This window comes from Dethiosulfovibrio peptidovorans DSM 11002, from assembly GCF_000172975.1.
Lineage (GTDB): Bacteria > Synergistota > Synergistia > Synergistales > Dethiosulfovibrionaceae > Dethiosulfovibrio > Dethiosulfovibrio peptidovorans.
Genome location: NZ_ABTR02000001.1, coordinates 347394 through 364021 on the forward strand (window position 1 = coordinate 347394; position 16628 = coordinate 364021).

Sequence of the window (16628 nt, forward strand, 5' to 3'; positions counted from 1 at the left end):
CGAAAGAAAACCCCGAAGCCTACGCCCCGGGGTTTTTCTGGAAACCGCGCCAGTCCATGGCCTTGGCTCCCACGTCTATTCGCACCTTGTAGCTCGTTCCGTCCACGTTCCATCCCTGCTGTTGTTCCAGATAGGGTTCCTTGATTCCGCTCAGAAAGAACAGCTTCACCGTCTTGCCCTTCTCGGCGGCCATGTAGAAAGCGGTCTCGCTCACGTCGTCCAATCTGGGATCGGACACGAGCTCGAAGGCTCCGGCGTAGGGGTTTGCTCCTCCTCCGTTGGCTTTGTTAGCCGCGGTGTCCACCGACAGAGGGGTTTCGGTCTGCTTGAGGAACCTCCTGGCCGCAAGCTCCAGAGCCACCGGCACCACCAGGAACTTGGGAATGATGTTCAGCCGCCTCTTTCCGGAAAGGTCCGTCTGCCGCTTCATGGCCTGCACCATGAGACTGAGCGCCGTCAAAGTGGCCTCGAAATCGGTGAAGCTGAAAGCCGCCGCAGGCTGAAGGTTTCCGTGATGGGTACAGAAAAGATCCTTCTTGTCGCCCATCTTGGGGTTATCCAGAAAAGCCTGGTAGCCCACGTCGGCCACCTTGCGCCTGGCGGCCTCGCCCATCTTCCGGGGAATATCGGTCAGTACGCCCAGTGCGTCGTTTACGATCGACTGTCTGGATATGGAGAACACACGGCCGAAGGTCCCTATCTTCCAGGCCTCCGACTCCTCGCCCATGGATCCGCTCTTGTACTCTCCGGATTCCGGCAGAGGAAGCAGATCATCCACCTCTCCGGCCCTCGCCCCGGTGTGTTCCTTGAAATCGGTCACGACGCCGGAGTCGTCCATCCACTTAAGATAGCTCTCCTCCTGAACGCCCCACCCTTCCATAAGAGAGACGTTCGCAACGCTTCCCAGGATGACGGGAAGGTCCGAGGTGGTCAGGGCACGGCCTATCATCTCCATGGGATTTCCACCGACCCGCTCGCCCATCCGGGTCAGGCATTCCTCGGCCATTCTCTCCAGCCTGTAGCCTCTCAGATCCATGGAGCCGGCGGCAGGTTCCTCTACGGGCAGACCACCGCGGATCAGGAGCGCATCTCTGGCAGCAGAACGGAACTTCTCCTTCTCGTCCTCCGTCACCCTGCCGGGAACGGAGATTGCCTGCCGCGTCTCCTTGAGCTTTTTCATGACCTCGGCTCTCACCGTGTCGAGTTCCGCACCAGAACGGATGAATTCGCCAAGGTCGATATCGAAGGATCTTCCCATCTCCTGGATCTCCGATACCCTCTCCCGCTCGGCCCTGAGGATCTGAAGCACATTGCTATCTGGAGCTCCTCCTACGGGGAAATTCCTATGAGAAGGGGGGATGTCGTTTGTGGATCTGTTCTGATTCCCGCCGTCGGCGGACCGTCCCCCCGGCTCCCCCTCGGGGGGAGTTTTTTCCGGATTCGCAGCCGCCCCGTTGTTTCCTACCCCGTTCTCAGGCTCAGGTAAAGTTACGTCTCTTTTCACGTCGTCATCTCCTCCTTCAGTATTTCTGTTTACCCCCACCGACGGATCGGCGGGAACCGACACGATGGAAATTTCCAGTCCTTCCCATCTGGTACCCACGTAACAGGGCCCGGCAAAACGACCGTTGCTGGACGTACCACCGGCCGGAACCTTTTCCCAGTTCTCCACCCTGTAGCCCACCGATACGCTCTTGAGAGATCCGGCCAGAACCTTTCTGTAGATCCTGTCGCTTTCCTCGTCGTCGTCGAATCGGACTAGTGCCCGCCCCTTCCTGGAAGATTCATCTATCCAGACCTTCTCTATCGAACCGATTGGAACGTCGGATTTGTGATTCCAGAGCAGAACTCCCATTTCCTCCAATCGTTTCAAATCGACGGCACCCTGATCGTGGGATAGATATTCCACTTCTCCCCAGCGAGAAACCGGAGACTCGGACGAAAAAGAGAGCTCCACCGTTCTGGAGCTCTCCGTACCCTTGGTTTCAACTCCGGCTATCTCCCTGTAGTAGGTCCCGTCTACAGGGACATCCCTGTAGCAGGTCCCAGCCCTCTCACCTCTAAAACCGGTCACGCAATCACTCTCCTTTCCCGTTATCCAGAGCCATCAACGAAAGAGCCTCCTGCCCTATCCCGGAAGATCCGGCAAGACCTCCGAGATTAAGGGACGTCATATACTCCCTCTCTCGCGATATCTGTTCCAACACCTCCCTCCAATCCTTGCCCTTGGAGGCACATACATCCTGAAGGGTTGTTATTCCGGCCTCCATCTCCTTAGTGATAGCCGATACCTCTTTAAGAGGATCCACCCACTGCCTTCCCGGAGGAACCCACCTGCACCGGTTATACACATCGGGACGCTGGAAATAATCCCGTATGTTCAGCTTTCCGGACAGAACGCAGGCACAGACGAAGGCCTCCCATAGAGGCTCGAGGACCCTCTCGACCATGAACTGCCTCAGCACCTTGTATCCTTCCTCGTCCTCGAGGGATGCGGCCCTGGCCGAGCTGTAGTTCGTTCGACTGACGTCCCTGCTCACCACCTCGTAGCTCTGCCCCGTTCCAGCTCCTATCAGTCTCTGCTGCAAAGCCACGAAGTCCGAGGCTCCGGTGTTGGGATGGGTCGGGTTGGCGAACTCCACATCCGCCCCGTCCGGAAGGGTATTCACTATTCCCGGCTCGAGTCTGGTTACGTTCTTATCCCTGCCCAGGGCGTCCTGGACAGTGGCGTTCCTTCCTATCGACGGAGTGTTCCCGCTTCCCGTCTTTATGAAGGCGGCGAAGCACGCCGCTATCCTGGCCGCCATCAGCTCGGCATCCATGTACTCTCCCGAGTCTCTGATATTGCCCATGACATGGGCGAACTGGCTTATGCCCCTCACCGCCTGAGGTCTGGTCTTTACGAACATCGGCAACACCCGCCCGGCATCCACTCTCACCGCATCGGTTGTTCTGCCGAAAGAGGACGTCTCCATGTCGTCCCTGTAGAACCAATAGGCCAGAGGACGCCAGTACTCGTTGACCTCCACTCCCGAAACTATCCGCTTATCCTTCGCCCGGGGCATCCAGGTCGCAAGGGCGTCGGCCTCCATCATCTGTATCTGCAACGGAATGAATCCGTCCTCCGGAGCCGTGAGAATCGGGTATATCTCACCGTCCGTAACCATACGGCGAACCATCATCCGCTGAAGACCGTAAAAGCCGTCGTGGCCGGTTATGTCGCAGTTCTTCGGCTTCGCCCACACCTCCCACAGGGCCTCTATCTCCCGGTTCAGCTTTTCGTTCTCCTTTCCGTCGGCATCGAGGATTTTAGCCTGAGGCCGTAGCCCCGTGCCTACGACGTGACGCTCCATAGCAAGCAGAACGCTCTGAGCTATTCCGTTGTTTCGTTCAAGGTCTCTCGCCCGAGCTCTTATCCTATCCCTGTAGACTCGGTCGGTCTCGTCCGGCCTTTTATTCACCGCCACCCAACCGCTTCCGTAGCGGTCTATCCTGGCGGCGTCGTAGTTGCGTTTCTCCCATCGGGCCTCCATCTTGGCCCTGTCGTCCATACGTCTGGCACCGGCTCCGGGAGCCACCAGTCCCACGGCCCGGTCCAGCACGTAACCCGCCTTACCAAACCACGACATGAGGACCTCCTCCCTCTTCCATGGCCAGCATGCCCCGAAGCTCCTTTATCCGTTTCTGTACATGGGACAGGTTGGCCCTGTCTATCTTCAATCCGTTATCCTCGAAGGCCTGCCCTCCCTCCAGTATCTCGGCCTCGGCCTTTTCGTACATGGCCAGTTCTTCCGTCAAGGTCATTAGATCACCTCCCTTTCCACCATCCCGAACCGCCGCCCTTCAGCCATCCCGCACCTTCGGCGGAATCCACGGAAGAAGACGACGGCCTCATGGCCTCCCGCTCCTCCTCCGTTGGCATGTAGTGCAGGTTGAGCATTCTGGCCGCCAGAGTCGCATAAACCTCGCAATCCAGAAGGTGGTTGGCGGCGTGTCCGGAGATCTTCTTCCACTCGTGATGACTGGAACCTGTCCTGGCATCCGTCACCATCACCTTATGCTCCGACGCTATCTGCTCGGCGTATCCTCTCGGGCAGTCCCTGAAAAGCGACCACGACCCTCTAGTTCCGGGCTCCTTCGTCATACGTCCGAAAATGAAATCCTTCAACAAAGACGTATTCGCCTCCAGCATGGTGAGGCCGTCTTTCCGGCCCTTGCGGTCCACCACGTGACGGCGGTAATAACCGTCCATCCTCCGAGAGGAGCCCTTGACCGGACCCAGAACATCTCCGTACACCACGCAGGCGTCGTAAACCTCGTCGGTCCTGTAGCCGCAGTCGACAAGGCAGTAGCCGATCTGACACAGACGACCGTCGCCGAAACGATAGACCGGCTCCACTATATGGGCCCTCAGACCGTCCTGAAGGTCCGTTTCATTCCAGGTGTCGAACCGGCCGTACTCGATAAGCCAGGACGTCAACCCGGGACCCCAGGCACGCACCACGTAATAGGCCTCCGACTTCTGAACGTCCACTCCGGCGGTAATGGCCACCGCCTCGTCCGGCACCTCTCCTCGGGAATAATTTCCGGAAGCCTCCAGAACCTTCTCCGGCTCCGCCTTGGCCACCGACTCCCTGAAGGGCTCGGCCAGCCAGGAGTTTATGAAGTTCATAAGATCCTCCGGACTGTCTTTCGACCGAAGGAACTCCGAAGCCACGGCACCGAACGAAATCTGAGGAGAATATATCGAGTTCCAGTGGAAACCTATCCGACGGATCTTCCCCGGCTCGGCTCCTTCCGAAATCCATCTGCCTTCGCCAAGCATAAAAGACTTGTCCCGATCCTCTATCCTTCCTTCACAGTGAGGACAGCGATACCACGCCCGATCCTCCACCTGGCGAATTATCTTCTGTCTGGCGGTGGGATCGTCCTCCTTCCTGAGGGCTTCCGTGAGATCCTCGGGCCACGACACATCCTTGAAGGAGAAGGAAAGGAGCTCTCCGCAACGAGGACAGGGAACCTCGTACCGATAGACGACGTCGCACCTCTGCAAAAGCCGCCAGATGTTCCCGGTCTCCAGAGTCGGAGTGGATATGTACATCAGCTTTCGGTTGGGAAAAGTCTTGGTCCTCTCCTTCCCCAGCTTCAGCGGATTAGCCTCCCGGCCCGAATACCTCGGATACTTGTCGATCTCGTCGAAGATTATGTATCTCATAGGCATGGCGGAGAGAGCGGCGGGGCTGTTCGCTCCGGTGAGAGCTATATACATTCCCCGAAACTGAAGCTCCAGACGATCCGACTCCCTCTCCCGAAAGATCCCATTGAATACGTTGCTGGTTTTTATCATGTCCTGAAGCCGGTTTTCGCTGGCCCATTCCGCTATATCCTCGGTGGGATACACCACCAGAGCCGCCCCGGGATCCTGACAGGCCGTGTAACCCAGACAGTTGTTCGCCGCCTCCGACGCTCCCGCCTGAGCTCCCTTGCACAGAACGATCTCCTCCACTCCCGGCTCGTTCCAGGCATCCATGATCCCCTTCAGATAGGGCATGTAGGAAGTCCTCCACGGTCCGGGCTTGGCGGCAAGCCTGGGAGTCAGGATCCGATAACGGTCCGCCCACTCGCTTACGGTCATCCTTTCCGGAGGCTTGCAGGCCGCAAGCTCCGCGGATGTCCAAGGTACGATCAACGAACCACCTCCTTTTCCTTCTTGCCCGCCGGTGTGAAGGGGCCGTCTCTCGAATACCCCTCCCAGAGAATCCGGATCTCCTCTCCCAGAATCTTCTCCATCTCCGTCCGAGACATGCCCTCCAGCAGAGGAGGCAGCGTATTGACCCAGCCGAACATGTTGGTCCGGCAGATCACCAGACGATCGGCCCAGGCATCCTCAACCTGCTCGAACGGAATGTACCGCCCCTCCAGAACCTTAAGACGAATCTCCTCCTGAGCCGCCTTCGCCTTGCGATATTCGGCCTCGGCTTTCAGCTTTACCGCCTGCCAGTTACCGTCGTTGTCGGGGCTGTCGGTCTCCAGTCCGCACCGCCACCTATAAACCTCCTCCGGATCCCACCACCCTCTACCGGCCTGAGGACAGCCGGACCTCTTCCACTCCGACATCGTCTTGGAGGTCACCCCGAAAAAGGCGGCGCATCTTTTGGTGGAGAGCATTATCCTGTCGCCCTCGACCTTGATGTTGGGCTTCGCCAGGCGGATCACCCCCTAAGTAAACTCTAGTTTCCACCCCATTTCGGCGTTTAATGTTCTATGCTTATTGATATTTGATGCTTAACCCTTAACCCCAATTTCGTATTTTAATCGAGATTTTTCCGTCGGTGCAACCGACCCCTGAGGCCCCCACCCCCCAGGAAGGACCCGTAACGCTTTCCCTTTGCAACTACCGGGCTCACGGCTTCTCGAATCGGGCGAAATCGGCCTCTTCGGGATTCTCTACAGCGTAACTCAATGACAGGGAGTAACGTAGAACAACCTCTTTCGGAAACCCGCCCCACTACCGGCCTGGATAGCCTTCGAGCGGAAGATTATTAAACTCGAAAACAGGCTTTTTCTCGAAGATAGTCGAAAAATGATTAAAAACGACCGTTTCAGACCATCTCATTATTAACCCCCCGACGCCGGGAGGCCTTGCAAACACCGGATTCTTTTCTTCGATTCGGCGCTAATGAGCCCCGAAAACCCCGATGTTTAACCCCGACGGCCCGATAGAGGATCGAACACGACGAGCTCGACTCTATGATTGATTTAAAGTGTGGCATTATGAAGCCAAATCAATCACAGGTTCAAGGCCCTGTAGTGGCCGTCCGTTATCTCTTTCGTGATGCCCAGATAACGCAGAGTAACCTTCTCCGACGAGTGGCCGTACATGGTCTGGATATCCGCCAGAGGCACCGAATCACCCTCGTAATAGAGCATGTACCCCAGGGTCTTCCTCATGGAGTGGCAGCCGATGGACGTGGTTCGAAGGTTGATCCGCTCCGCCGGAGGCGATGCCTCGTTGGCTCGTACCGCCGCATCGTTCAGCATCCGGTAGACCTGCATCCTCGATATGGCCCGCATCTCCTCTCCCTTCCGGCGGACGGCGGCCCATAGGGGCTCGTCTCTAGCCAAGCCCCTGAGATCCTTCCTGTAGCGCAGATAGTCCTTTAAGGCCTCCCGGCTTTTGTCTACGAGGGGGAACGTCCGGATGTTACCGGTCTTTCCCTCCCGAAGCCTTATTTCCTCCTCTATCCTGAGACGACAGCTTCTACCGGCCAGGACGTCGTCCACCTTGAGGTCGAGCAGATCTCCGATCCGGAGGGCCGAATTGATCCCGAAGACGAAAAGGGCGTAATCCCTCAAAGCCGCCTCCCGGCTGAATCTCCCCGGCCTTTCAAGAATGGCCCGCTTCATCCGGTTGATCTGCCTCCTGCCTCGGAAGGGACTCGTGTATTTCAATCCCGCTCCCTCCTCATCCCTCGCAAGACCTTCTCAACCGCTCGAGGCTCCATCCCTTCTTCGCCCTGCGCCTGAGCCAGCGCCGCATGAGGCGCACGTCACAGGGTTCGACGATGGTGATGGGATCCGCCATGTAGGGAATGGGATACCTGGCGTCGGAGACACCGACACGCAACCCGCCCCGTCCTTCCCTGCGACACCAGATAACGTACATGTCCAATCCCCTCCTATTCCAAGGCATAAAAAATGCCCCGGTCCGTGTGGACCGAGGCTTGCGCTTTTGTAGTTTATAAATCATGATACAGAACAGCCAAACTTCTGGAGGTGAACTAACATGACTGAGAAACTCTATGATTATGATTTCGCCGAGCAACTCGACGACATAGAGGCTATAGAGATCTTCCTCGAAGACGCTTTCGAGACAAACGACCCGGGCTACATAGCTCAAGCCCTCGGCGTAGTAGCCAGATCCAAGGGCATGGGTGAAATAGCCAAAAAGACCGGACTATCCAGAGAACAGCTCTATCGAAGCCTAAGCGATAAAGGCAACCCCACATTGCAGACCCTTCTCGCCGTCCTGACGGCTTTGAATCTACACCTTAAAGTCACGGCATAGTTCAACTATGATCAATAGGAAAGATGCCCCGGCGCTGGGGCGTCGGGGCTTATCGGGAAATCCCGGGCCTGCACTCCCGGGCTGCTATCTTGTTGTGGCACACTATCAGTATAAGGCCGTTTTCAAATTTATCATCCACGTTATCGCAACGATATAGTAACAACTATCATCGCTATAACGTCGTCATAACGTCACCATTTCAGAGCTATCTGAAACCCCTTCAGGGCATCCCGGGCTATCATCATCGGGATCTCCTGCCTCTTCCTGGTCACGGTGCCGGGTGACATTCCGACCCTGTCGGCCACTCTCTGTAACGGGGACTTCCCGCCCAACCTGGTCTTACCTGTTACGAAACGGACGTGAAGACAGAAAATCTCCCAGTCCTCCGCAAAGAAGGTCTTTATGGCTCTGGCCGATTCCACTATGGCCGGCCAGCCCGCTTTCTCTATCACCCCCCGAACCTCGTCCAGCGCTATCGTCTGGTTCAATATCCCGTCGTGATCCGGGTCCCTGTCTATCCTGACACCCGGGTCCTCCGCCGCTCCGGAGACATAGAGCCTCCGGCGGGTCATTATCTCTATCCATTCGTCGTCGGTCGGGGGCTCGGCCTCGCCAAGCAAAACACTGAAAGCGCAAGGATAGTACTCGACCAGGATGTCTATCGCCCTGGCCAACCGTTCCACCTGATCCACACCGAAGCCCCCTTCTCTATTTGCGTTCCAGTTTTTCTTTACTCCTCCTGGTCACCGCATAGCGGCACTCCCGACAGCCCTCAGGCCGCCAGGAGCACCCCATTCCGTATTCGTTCTTGGGCCAAGGGGCCCGACAGGCTACCACCTCGTCGGGATCCGTGGAATCGTACACTCCGGGGATCATTACGTGGCCGCTATTTTCAGGCTGGCGGCCTCCCTCAAAGAAGGGTCGTCTTCCAGGGAGAAGCCCTTGCCTCTGGCGTAACCGTCCGCATAGGCGTTTTGTCCCCGTAGGACGGTTCGGCTGGCTCCGCCGTTTTTCAATCCCAGGGCTTCGTAGGCCGATTCGACTTCGGGATCTCTCACGAGCACCAGCCCCCATTCAGGGTTTTTCTTTCTCTGTTCCTCGAATCGGTCTTCCAGCCCTCGGACAAATCCCATGAAGTAGCTGTTCCTGACTGTACGCCATCGCTCCTCGGTTCTCTTTCTGTATTCCATGGCGAATCTGCTTACCGCCGTGACGCATTTACAGAAGGCATCGAAGACTATCTTCACGTCTTCGCCCCTTCCCAGGATCACGACGACGCTATAGGAAACGGCAGGAGCACCGTTATCGCCATGCCTTACTCTTCTGGACCTGTAGGTCATGCACCGGAAGTTTTCCGCCAACACTATGGACAGATACCCCTTCCAGCTTTCCACCCTGCCCCCCAGGTCGATGTCCTTCTCCACCACGTCTCCCCGCTCGGAGGGGTCGATGTCCCCATCCTCCAGGCCGTTGAGCGCCATTAGTTCCTGAGCCTTCAGGAGGGCGGTTTCCACCTCGGCGGGATAGGGCGAGTCCTCGGCTATCTTGAGTAGCTTTCTTATCCGTTCCTTTATCCTATCGTTCATGGTCGCTTCCCTTTCGATCTATCGGAATACAGCGCTTTCCCTGGGACGGGAGGGGATCTCCACTTTCGCAAAATCTATCCTACGAAGCGAGTCCTTTATATCCCGAATCTCGGAATACATCTCGTCAAGAGCGTCTTCCATCTCATCCCGTTCTCTGACGCAATCCACTATGTATCTAGCCATCGCCCTGGAGTTAAGGGCGCTCTCCAGCTTGTCCTCTATTTCCCAGAGCTCTCGTTCGGTGAAGTTCATTCTACACCGCCATCCTTTCCCCTCACCACCGGAAGCCTCCGGAGGGAGATCCCGACGGGGCGTCTTTCTTGTCCCGCTCCTTTTCCTTCTTGGCATCCAGATACGCACCGCATTTCCCGCCGTAGTATTCGGGCACGAACACGCCCGAGGCGTAGTGTTTGCCTTTCCAGTATTTCCTCATCCGGATCTCGCCCCTGTAACCGTAGTGAGGGCACTTAGCCGGGTTGCTACAGCTGTCACAGTGCTCTCCCCAGTCGACCAGGGTTTCGTAGTCGCAGAGTTCTTCCGGAAAGAGTTCCCGGGTTATGGGGCCTATGTAGTTCAGCCTTTTGCGTACGTAGGCCATTACCCGGTTCCACCGCTCTTCCTCGGAACGTTCCCTGACGGCTATGCCCCTACGGGCCAGCATTTTCCTCAGGTCACCGACGAAATCGGGACCGCAGGCCTGACGGATCATCGGCAGTCTCCTTCCTGGTGATATTTGCCCTCCCGGATCTTGATCCAGTTGGATTTCTTTATCACCCAGTCAAAGTCGCAGAATCTGCCGTCCACCAGAAACTTGCTCTGGGAGACGTACAAAAAGTACTCCCGCCAGGTTTTCAGGTCGGCCCATGGCCATGGAGGGGCTCCGGGGTCGCCTTTGGTCCTCCATCGGGATCTCAGGGTGTTCTGCCTGGTCTCCGAGAGGATCCTGACGCCACGCTTGCCCATAGGGACCATCACCTCGTCCCAGAGATCGGCTATGGCCCTGTAGGGACAGGGAGGCGGAGTCTCCCCCGGTTGGGGTACGACTTCCTCCCCGGGCACGGGGTCGAGGGGAAGTCCCGCCGTGTTTTCGGCGGACTTGCCCACTATGTCTTTATCGTTCTTTGGTTCTAGTTCTATGTCTCTAGTTCTGTGTACGTCTGACGGACACCGGGGGTCCGCCTGGCGTACACCGGGGGTACGTGAGACGGACTGCGGGAGTCTTTCTGACGGACTCTCGGTGTCCGTTTGGCGGACTGCCTGTCGAGAATCGGCGCCTCCCGTAAGGATGTATTTGTTGACCGTCTGAAATGATTTGTTGGACTGGGTCACTTTCTCCAACACCCCGAACTCCACCAGTATCCTGAGACTCTTGAAGAGTCGGTCCCTGCTGCACTTCACCTTTTTGGCCAATGTCTCCGCACTGGGAAAACACTCCCTGTCGGAACCGGCGTAGGCGCACAGTACGGCGTAGGTGGCTTTCGCATAGGCGTCTATTCCTTCGTCCAGCAGTACGGAGATGTCCACCCTGGCGAACCAGAACTTTCGGTTGTCTATTACTATGTTGCGCTCCACATGGTCACCCCCTATAACTTTATTCCATCAAGAGGATCAATTACATTTTTTTATACTTTCAAATTCCACTCTACGGGCTTTTGAAAAGCCTCAATAAACTCCTTTGTAATAATCAGAAAGAGTGATAGAATCACATCATGAAAGAAATTCGATAGTCATCGACGAAACTGATCCTTTAGGATCAAAGTAGATTTGTTTTTCAAATCATCCACTGCAAGAGAGAAGGTGATGTTGGTGAGTCACATGAGAACTTTTGTAGACAAAACCGTGGAATCTCATATACCCGTCATCTTCAACTTCCTGATAATAACCTCGTTCCTGACATTCGCTCCGCCTTCTCTTCTACGAAGAACGGGGCTGGACTGGCTCCACTCCCGCTATGCAACCCTGATCTCCATAGCCTTCCTCTGTTGCGCATCGGCTCTCGTCTGGGAAGCGGGCAGCAGAATCTATCAGTCGGCTAAAGCACGAAAAACCAAGGCCCAAGAGAAGGACAGGCTTCGTCGGGAAATCCGAACCCTGACGGGCAAGGAATTCGAGATCGTAGACATTCTCAGGCAAGCTCCTACCGGAACCCTGTGGCTTCCCGTCGAAGACTCCGCCGTGTTCAGCCTTCACTCCAAAGGCATCATCGAATTTGCCGTCAACGGCGTCATGCTGAGAGAGGAACGCATACACGACATAAAACCGTCGATCCTCTGCACGCTGAGCCTACTTTCGTTGGAGATACTGAAAGAAGGCAACTCCAGCGAACAGGCAGACTAAAACAGACGATCCTAGCCCCCGCAGCTCTCCTCGACGGTACAGCCTCGAATCTGGCCTCTGCGACGGTGTCGACCGGACTTTACCGCCGGATCGTGCTCCATGGCTTCGAAACAGTTCTCGTGGTACTTCCGGTCCACGAACCGGCTCCCTCTGATGCCCTCTACGAAAAACTCCAGAAAGACATACCTCTCGTCCGGATAGATACTCCCTCCGCACCAGTCGCAGCGATGCTCCTTCCGAGCTACCCGGCGGACCTTCTTTTCCGGACGGATCGGCTTCGATTGCGTGGTGGTGCTTTCCATAAAGATCACGTCCTCTCCGTATATCTGCTTGTGCTATACTTGGAGGCAGGGAGTAGAGACCTCCCTGCCTTGCTTATTTGTCTTTAGATACACGCCCGTTCGGTTGCCGCCGAGCGGGTTCTTTTTTGACCCTCCGCCACTTCCCCCAGGTAGATCTGTCCCGCCACGTCCTTACTCGTGTTCATGCCCATCTTCATATGTCCCGCACATACCGGACATATATCCGTACACTTCGGCCCCAGATACTGGATGCGACCGATGATCGACCCACACTTGGCACAACGCCGCACAGGCATAGGCATCAAACCGCCTCCTCGCCGCCGACTATTCCACCCAGGCGGGACTCGATCTCGGCCAGCTCCTCTTTCAGGGACAGGTTTTCATCTATCGCCCGTTCCAGCTTCTTTTGCTGACGCTCGAAGGCCCTGTCCTGAACGACGATAAGCTCTCTCGCCATGGAGACCTCTCGCCTCAGAGCGTCACGCTCACGACGCATTTCCCGCAACGACTCGAAAAAACTCATGGTTATGGCCTCTCCGCCATGGAGTAAAGGACATCCGCCTGATCCAGGGTGATCTGATCCCGCAAACAGGAGTGGCTATCTCCGTCGAGGACCTGCAAGAGGGTTCGCCGGGCGTAATCCCCCATGCTGACCTCGTACCAACGCCCCTTTCTGTAATGCCTCAGTTTTCTCTCGACCGCCTTCATAAATCTCATTCAACACACCGCCCTTTCCGCGAATCTCACTCGACGTTCCAGAGTGGCCACCTGTAGCTCCGTTCTGCGATAACGATTCCTGGCCGACGAATCCTTGTATCTCTCGACCAACCTAGCCGCATAATCCAGCTCGGCCCGTTCCAGCTCCAATCTGTCTCGAAGCTCCGCAAGCTCTCGACCTGCCGACATACGGCACACCACCGGACAGTTCATCGCCGCCCTGATTCGGTTCGCTTCTGCCTCGGCGGCGGCCTTTCGGCGATCGTTCTCCATCATCGTTTTCTGACGCTTCATAACCTGACCGTTCCATCTTTTGCCCTTCATGCCACCGAACACCTCTTTTCGGCCACCAGACGGGCTTTCAACTGACGCAGTTCCTCCATATCCCAAGCCACGCGGCGATCGGAAAGCCTATAGGGAGCCGGATAATCACCCTTCTTGACTCCATCCCACCAGGTAGACTTGCCTACCGGGAATATGGCCAACACCTGTTCCAGACTCAGAAACAGAGGCTCGGGCCCCTTTTCAATACCGGACACGGCATCCGCAACCGCCTGTTCCAAAACGGGGCTCAACAGCTTTGCCGTCGACTTGGCCAGCAAAGGGGCGATCCCCTGAGACAGCTTTACGCAGAACCCCTGAAAATCATCGCCGAAGAACATGCGACATCCTCCTCTCCCGCCACCAGCGGACATCCATATCATCTAGCCCCCATTCCACAGGCTCATCCGCATGGATCCCTCGATCTCGGGTTTCGTCGTACAGATCGTAGATCGTGGCATCCTCCGGCATTCCTCTGGCGACCTCGACTACCGCCTTGGCCGTGTCGGCGTCGGACATGGCCACCCACTTGTTACGCACCCTGACGACCGAACCATTGCGATAGGATCTACTTACCGGCCTCAGCCGCTTCATGGTTCCTCCTCCCTTAAACATTTGAAGAGCTCCACCGCCGGAGCGAAGATGGAAGTATCTACACCGATCTCACCACGTAAGGCCTCCGTCAGATATACCTCCAGCTCCTTTTCCAACTCCTCACAGTTCGACTTCATGAGAGATCCTCCTTTCCATGTTTCACCGCCTTCAGCACCTCCCCGGCCAGGGGGACCAGGGCTTCCAGGAGATCCATAAACGCCTCGTTCTTCGGGTGGTTGTTGATTCGACCGTCCTCGCCTACGTCCAGCAGGAGATTCATGACCTCTTCCGGAGAATCGCATCGCTCGTACAGCTCTCCGATGGTTCGGACAAGGTTACTCAGTCGATGCTGGATTTCCTTCAGCGAAGGGTCCCTATCCGTGGCCTCGAGGATCGAAGCTTCTGGTTCCCAGCCTTCTCCATCGACAACAAGCAAACGATAGAGAGATCCCAACGGAAGGTTTAAGTTTCGCTCAAGGGCCGCTATCTTTTTAGCATCTGTAGGAGGAAATTTTTCTGTTTCCCACGCGCCAATTGTTGTCCTCACAACACCAACACGAATGGCTAGCTCTTCCTGAGAAAAGCCCCCTCCTTTCCTTGCTTTTTGAATAACTTCACCATACCTCACTCAATTGTCACCTCCCTTATTAGGTGTGTCTACACGACATAATACACCCCCATCTTTAAATGTCAAGCTTGCACTACTAAAAAAGTAGCGTCTAAGCGTCTTGACTTTGATTTCCTTGGATGTAATGTAGACACTACAAATACCGGGGGGTTGGAGATGTATCAGACAGGGGACAGAATAAAAGAGCTAAGAAAGAGGAAACAGCTAACACAGGACCAATTAGCTCAAAAAATGGGAGTATCTAGAACTACTGTTGTTTCATGGGAAAAAAGTAAATTTGAACCAGATAGACAAAACACTATTGATTTAGCAGCTGCTCTAGAAACTACGACAAGTTACCTCATGGGTGAAACCGACGATCCATCGCCACAGAAAGCCGATAGGCAGGTTCCCAGCGGCATACTGGCCCCTATGAGGCAGGAAACCGGGCTCTCACTTGACGAGGCCGCCGCATTGATAGATCTCCCGGCGGAGGACCTCGAGCTGATGGAAAAGTACGAGGATCGGGCGGACAGCGTCCTCAAGCAGAAGCTCATCAAAGCCTACGGAAGGTACCTTTCGGCCCGGGACGGAGAAACACAGCAGGAAACGGAGAAAAAGAAGGGACAGAGCGAGGAAGACCTCGAGACTCTGATGAAGATGCTGGCGGCGGAGGATCCGGACATCGTTCTGAAGTTCCGCCACGTGGCCAAGAACGTCACCAGGCTGGCCCCGGAAGACCGGGAGTTCCTGGCAACGCTCTTCAAAGCGGCACTGGGCAAGATTACGTTAGAGGATCATACGGACGAATACTGATCGAGAATTCATCATCAAAGCATTTCTAGGAGGTAGGGTAAAAAATGGGAGCAAACGACATAAAAAATCGTTACAGTCATTTCATCCAACCCGACAATGATCAACTAAAAAATCTCCTTAAAGAAGCAACTATCATACCCGATACAAACATTATTCTAGAAATATATCGCTCCTCGCCCAAAACCCAAGACGATATACTTGAAATACTTGAAAAAGTAAGTGACAGGCTCTTTTTCCCGGACCAAGTTATTCAGGAATACTTGAGCCTTAGGCCTCAAGAGCTTCTTAAAGAGACTCATGTTAGAAAATTTGTAAAAAATTTAAGAGAAGCAAAAAATAAACTTAAAAAAATTTTTGAAAGTGATAATAACGATCAAGTTAACGTTGGAATCAAAAAAGACTTAGACGAAATAATAGATTTACTTGTTGATAAAATAAAAATAAACGAAAAAAAAGAGCCCAATTCCTCAGAGGCATTGCGCAATGACCCTATTCTAGAAAAAATAAATGAACTTTCTAGAGGCCACATTGGGGACCCCTTCTCAAAAGAAAGATTAGATTGCATCTATAAAGAAGGGGAAGAGCGATACAAAAAAAAGATTCCTCCTGGATACGAAGACCAAAACAAAAAAGAAGCTAATACATATGGAGATCTTGTTATATGGGAACAAATCATAGAATATGCAAAATTTAACAAAAAAGATGCAATATTCATAACAAATGATCAAAAAGAAGACTGGTGGTGGAGAAACGACAAAGAAACAATAGGCCCCAGACATGAACTCAAAAAAGAGTTTAAAGATAGAAGTGGACAAAAGATACACTTCTACAGACTAAACAAGTTCATCGAATTTTCCTCAAAAGAATTAAGCGTTAAACTTGATTCTGAAACAATAGAGGAATTAGAAGAAAGCACAGAAGAGAATACTGAAGGAAGCTCTAATAAAATGAATTATCAGTTTCAAGATATAAAGGAAATACAAAAAGCACTTAAGCAGTTAGAAAATCAATCAGTGCTGCTCAAAAACACCCTAGACTTCGATAAACTTAATCGTAATTTCCAAGCCATGTCAAGTTTAGAAAGCCCTTCTCTAGCAAGCATAGTACAACAGTTTCAACAGTTACAACAGCTAGCCACCCACCCTAGCCTATACGATACCTACAGGAATATATGCAAAAACATTAACAAAAAAAATAAGCACGTAATAAGTGGTAAAGATGATATAGAAGACACTGGCAGCACGGATGATACGGATAACGAGGAATGACTCTAATCACTA

The 16628-nt window shown here is 54.3% G+C and carries 26 protein-coding genes; 4 read left to right on the forward strand and 22 right to left on the reverse strand.

All coding sequences use genetic code 11. From position 1 onward, the window contains the following. Positions 1 to 19 precede the first annotated feature (19 nt). The 7 genes from DPEP_RS01780 to DPEP_RS01810 form a co-directional block, all read right to left on the reverse strand. Positions 20 to 2074, reverse strand: coding sequence for a prohead protease/major capsid protein fusion protein (locus DPEP_RS01780; protein WP_005659044.1), 2055 nt, complete (start codon positions 2072 to 2074; stop codon positions 20 to 22). A gap of 4 nt (positions 2075 to 2078) precedes the next feature. Further along, positions 2079 to 3629, reverse strand: a complete 1551-nt coding sequence (locus DPEP_RS01785; protein WP_005659045.1) for a phage portal protein — start codon at positions 3627 to 3629, stop codon at positions 2079 to 2081. Beyond that, positions 3613 to 3804, reverse strand: a complete 192-nt coding sequence (locus tag DPEP_RS01790) for a hypothetical protein (protein WP_005659046.1) — start codon at positions 3802 to 3804, stop codon at positions 3613 to 3615. Before DPEP_RS01790 ends, DPEP_RS01785 begins: the two co-directional genes overlap by 17 nt. Positions 3805 to 3808: 4 nt before the next feature. Then, positions 3809 to 5689 (reverse strand): terminase gpA endonuclease subunit, encoded by a 1881-nt coding sequence (locus DPEP_RS01795; protein ID WP_005659049.1) that lies wholly within the window; start codon positions 5687 to 5689, stop codon positions 3809 to 3811. Further along, positions 5686 to 6216 carry a hypothetical protein gene (locus DPEP_RS01800; RefSeq protein ID WP_005658506.1) on the reverse strand — a complete coding sequence of 177 codons (531 nt, stop codon included), beginning with the start codon at positions 6214 to 6216 and terminating at the stop codon, positions 5686 to 5688. The genes DPEP_RS01795 and DPEP_RS01800 overlap by 4 nt, the downstream gene beginning before the upstream one ends. A 573-nt stretch (positions 6217 to 6789) precedes the next feature. After that, a complete protein-coding gene (locus DPEP_RS01805; RefSeq protein ID WP_156775053.1) occupies positions 6790 to 7452 on the reverse strand; it encodes a tyrosine-type recombinase/integrase in 663 nt (220 codons plus the stop codon). A gap of 13 nt (positions 7453 to 7465) precedes the next feature. Next, positions 7466 to 7666 (reverse strand): hypothetical protein, encoded by a 201-nt coding sequence (locus tag DPEP_RS01810; RefSeq protein ID WP_005659053.1) that lies wholly within the window; start codon positions 7664 to 7666, stop codon positions 7466 to 7468. 120 nt (positions 7667 to 7786) lie between these two features. Between DPEP_RS01810 and DPEP_RS01815 the strand changes: the two genes are divergently transcribed. Beyond that, positions 7787 to 8068 (forward strand): addiction module antidote protein, encoded by a 282-nt coding sequence (locus tag DPEP_RS01815; protein ID WP_005659055.1) that lies wholly within the window; start codon positions 7787 to 7789, stop codon positions 8066 to 8068. 191 nt (positions 8069 to 8259) lie between these two features. On the opposite strand, the gene DPEP_RS01820 is transcribed toward DPEP_RS01815, so the two are convergent. The 6 genes from DPEP_RS01820 to DPEP_RS01840 are packed head-to-tail and all read right to left on the reverse strand — an operon-like array spanning position 8260 to position 11226. Next, entirely contained in the window at positions 8260 to 8760 is a 501-nt protein-coding gene (locus DPEP_RS01820) for a hypothetical protein (RefSeq protein WP_005659056.1), read from the reverse strand. Between the two features lie 16 nt (positions 8761 to 8776). After that, positions 8777 to 8944 (reverse strand): hypothetical protein, encoded by a 168-nt coding sequence (locus DPEP_RS13175; RefSeq protein WP_156775054.1) that lies wholly within the window; start codon positions 8942 to 8944, stop codon positions 8777 to 8779. Then, positions 8944 to 9654, reverse strand: a complete 711-nt coding sequence (locus DPEP_RS01825; protein WP_005659058.1) for a DUF2786 domain-containing protein — start codon at positions 9652 to 9654, stop codon at positions 8944 to 8946. Before DPEP_RS01825 ends, DPEP_RS13175 begins: the two co-directional genes overlap by 1 nt. 18 nt (positions 9655 to 9672) lie before the next feature. Further along, a complete protein-coding gene (locus DPEP_RS01830) occupies positions 9673 to 9906 on the reverse strand; it encodes a hypothetical protein (RefSeq protein WP_005659060.1) in 234 nt (77 codons plus the stop codon). A gap of 22 nt (positions 9907 to 9928) precedes the next feature. Next, positions 9929 to 10363 carry a hypothetical protein gene (locus DPEP_RS01835; protein ID WP_005659062.1) on the reverse strand — a complete coding sequence of 145 codons (435 nt, stop codon included), beginning with the start codon at positions 10361 to 10363 and terminating at the stop codon, positions 9929 to 9931. Continuing rightward, entirely contained in the window at positions 10360 to 11226 is an 867-nt protein-coding gene (locus DPEP_RS01840; protein ID WP_005659063.1) for a helix-turn-helix domain-containing protein, read from the reverse strand. Before DPEP_RS01840 ends, DPEP_RS01835 begins: the two co-directional genes overlap by 4 nt. 243 nt (positions 11227 to 11469) lie before the next feature. Here DPEP_RS01840 and DPEP_RS01845 point away from each other — a divergent pair, with 243 nt between their 5' ends. Then, positions 11470 to 11991, forward strand: coding sequence for a super-infection exclusion protein B (locus tag DPEP_RS01845; RefSeq protein WP_198003015.1), 522 nt, complete (start codon positions 11470 to 11472; stop codon positions 11989 to 11991). Between the two features lie 11 nt (positions 11992 to 12002). On the opposite strand, the gene DPEP_RS01850 is transcribed toward DPEP_RS01845, so the two are convergent. The 9 genes from DPEP_RS01850 to DPEP_RS01885 all read right to left on the reverse strand — a co-directional run bounded on the left by DPEP_RS01850 (position 12003) and on the right by DPEP_RS01885 (position 14553). After that, the gene (locus DPEP_RS01850) at positions 12003 to 12293 is read right to left on the reverse strand and encodes a hypothetical protein (protein ID WP_005659067.1); all 291 of its coding nucleotides are present in this window, start codon (positions 12291 to 12293) and stop codon (positions 12003 to 12005) included. Between the two features lie 83 nt (positions 12294 to 12376). Then, positions 12377 to 12595 carry a hypothetical protein gene (locus DPEP_RS01855; RefSeq protein WP_005659069.1) on the reverse strand — a complete coding sequence of 73 codons (219 nt, stop codon included), beginning with the start codon at positions 12593 to 12595 and terminating at the stop codon, positions 12377 to 12379. After that, complete coding sequence (locus tag DPEP_RS01860) at positions 12595 to 12816, reverse strand: hypothetical protein (RefSeq protein WP_005659071.1); 222 nt, start codon at positions 12814 to 12816, stop codon at positions 12595 to 12597. Before DPEP_RS01860 ends, DPEP_RS01855 begins: the two co-directional genes overlap by 1 nt. Before the next feature lie 2 nt (positions 12817 to 12818). Beyond that, positions 12819 to 13010: a hypothetical protein gene (locus DPEP_RS01865; protein ID WP_005659074.1), complete on the reverse strand. Its 192-nt coding sequence runs from the start codon at positions 13008 to 13010 to the stop codon at positions 12819 to 12821. Then, a complete protein-coding gene (locus DPEP_RS01870; protein WP_005659078.1) occupies positions 13011 to 13334 on the reverse strand; it encodes a hypothetical protein in 324 nt (107 codons plus the stop codon). Then, positions 13331 to 13672 carry a helix-turn-helix transcriptional regulator gene (locus DPEP_RS12965; protein ID WP_005659080.1) on the reverse strand — a complete coding sequence of 114 codons (342 nt, stop codon included), beginning with the start codon at positions 13670 to 13672 and terminating at the stop codon, positions 13331 to 13333. The genes DPEP_RS01870 and DPEP_RS12965 overlap by 4 nt, the downstream gene beginning before the upstream one ends. Beyond that, complete coding sequence (locus DPEP_RS01880; RefSeq protein WP_005659084.1) at positions 13656 to 13925, reverse strand: hypothetical protein; 270 nt, start codon at positions 13923 to 13925, stop codon at positions 13656 to 13658. Before DPEP_RS01880 ends, DPEP_RS12965 begins: the two co-directional genes overlap by 17 nt. Continuing rightward, the gene (locus DPEP_RS13180) at positions 13922 to 14062 is read right to left on the reverse strand and encodes a hypothetical protein (RefSeq protein ID WP_005659086.1); all 141 of its coding nucleotides are present in this window, start codon (positions 14060 to 14062) and stop codon (positions 13922 to 13924) included. The genes DPEP_RS01880 and DPEP_RS13180 overlap by 4 nt, the downstream gene beginning before the upstream one ends. Then, on the reverse strand, positions 14059 to 14553 hold the full coding sequence (locus DPEP_RS01885) for a helix-turn-helix domain-containing protein (RefSeq protein ID WP_005659088.1): 495 nt from the start codon (positions 14551 to 14553) through the stop codon (positions 14059 to 14061). Before DPEP_RS01885 ends, DPEP_RS13180 begins: the two co-directional genes overlap by 4 nt. A gap of 156 nt (positions 14554 to 14709) precedes the next feature. Here DPEP_RS01885 and DPEP_RS12565 point away from each other — a divergent pair, with 156 nt between their 5' ends. Next, positions 14710 to 15348 carry a helix-turn-helix domain-containing protein gene (locus DPEP_RS12565; protein ID WP_005659090.1) on the forward strand — a complete coding sequence of 213 codons (639 nt, stop codon included), beginning with the start codon at positions 14710 to 14712 and terminating at the stop codon, positions 15346 to 15348. Between the two features lie 44 nt (positions 15349 to 15392). Then, on the forward strand, positions 15393 to 16616 hold the full coding sequence (locus DPEP_RS01895) for a PIN domain-containing protein (RefSeq protein WP_005659092.1): 1224 nt from the start codon (positions 15393 to 15395) through the stop codon (positions 16614 to 16616). Positions 16617 to 16628 lie beyond the last annotated feature (12 nt).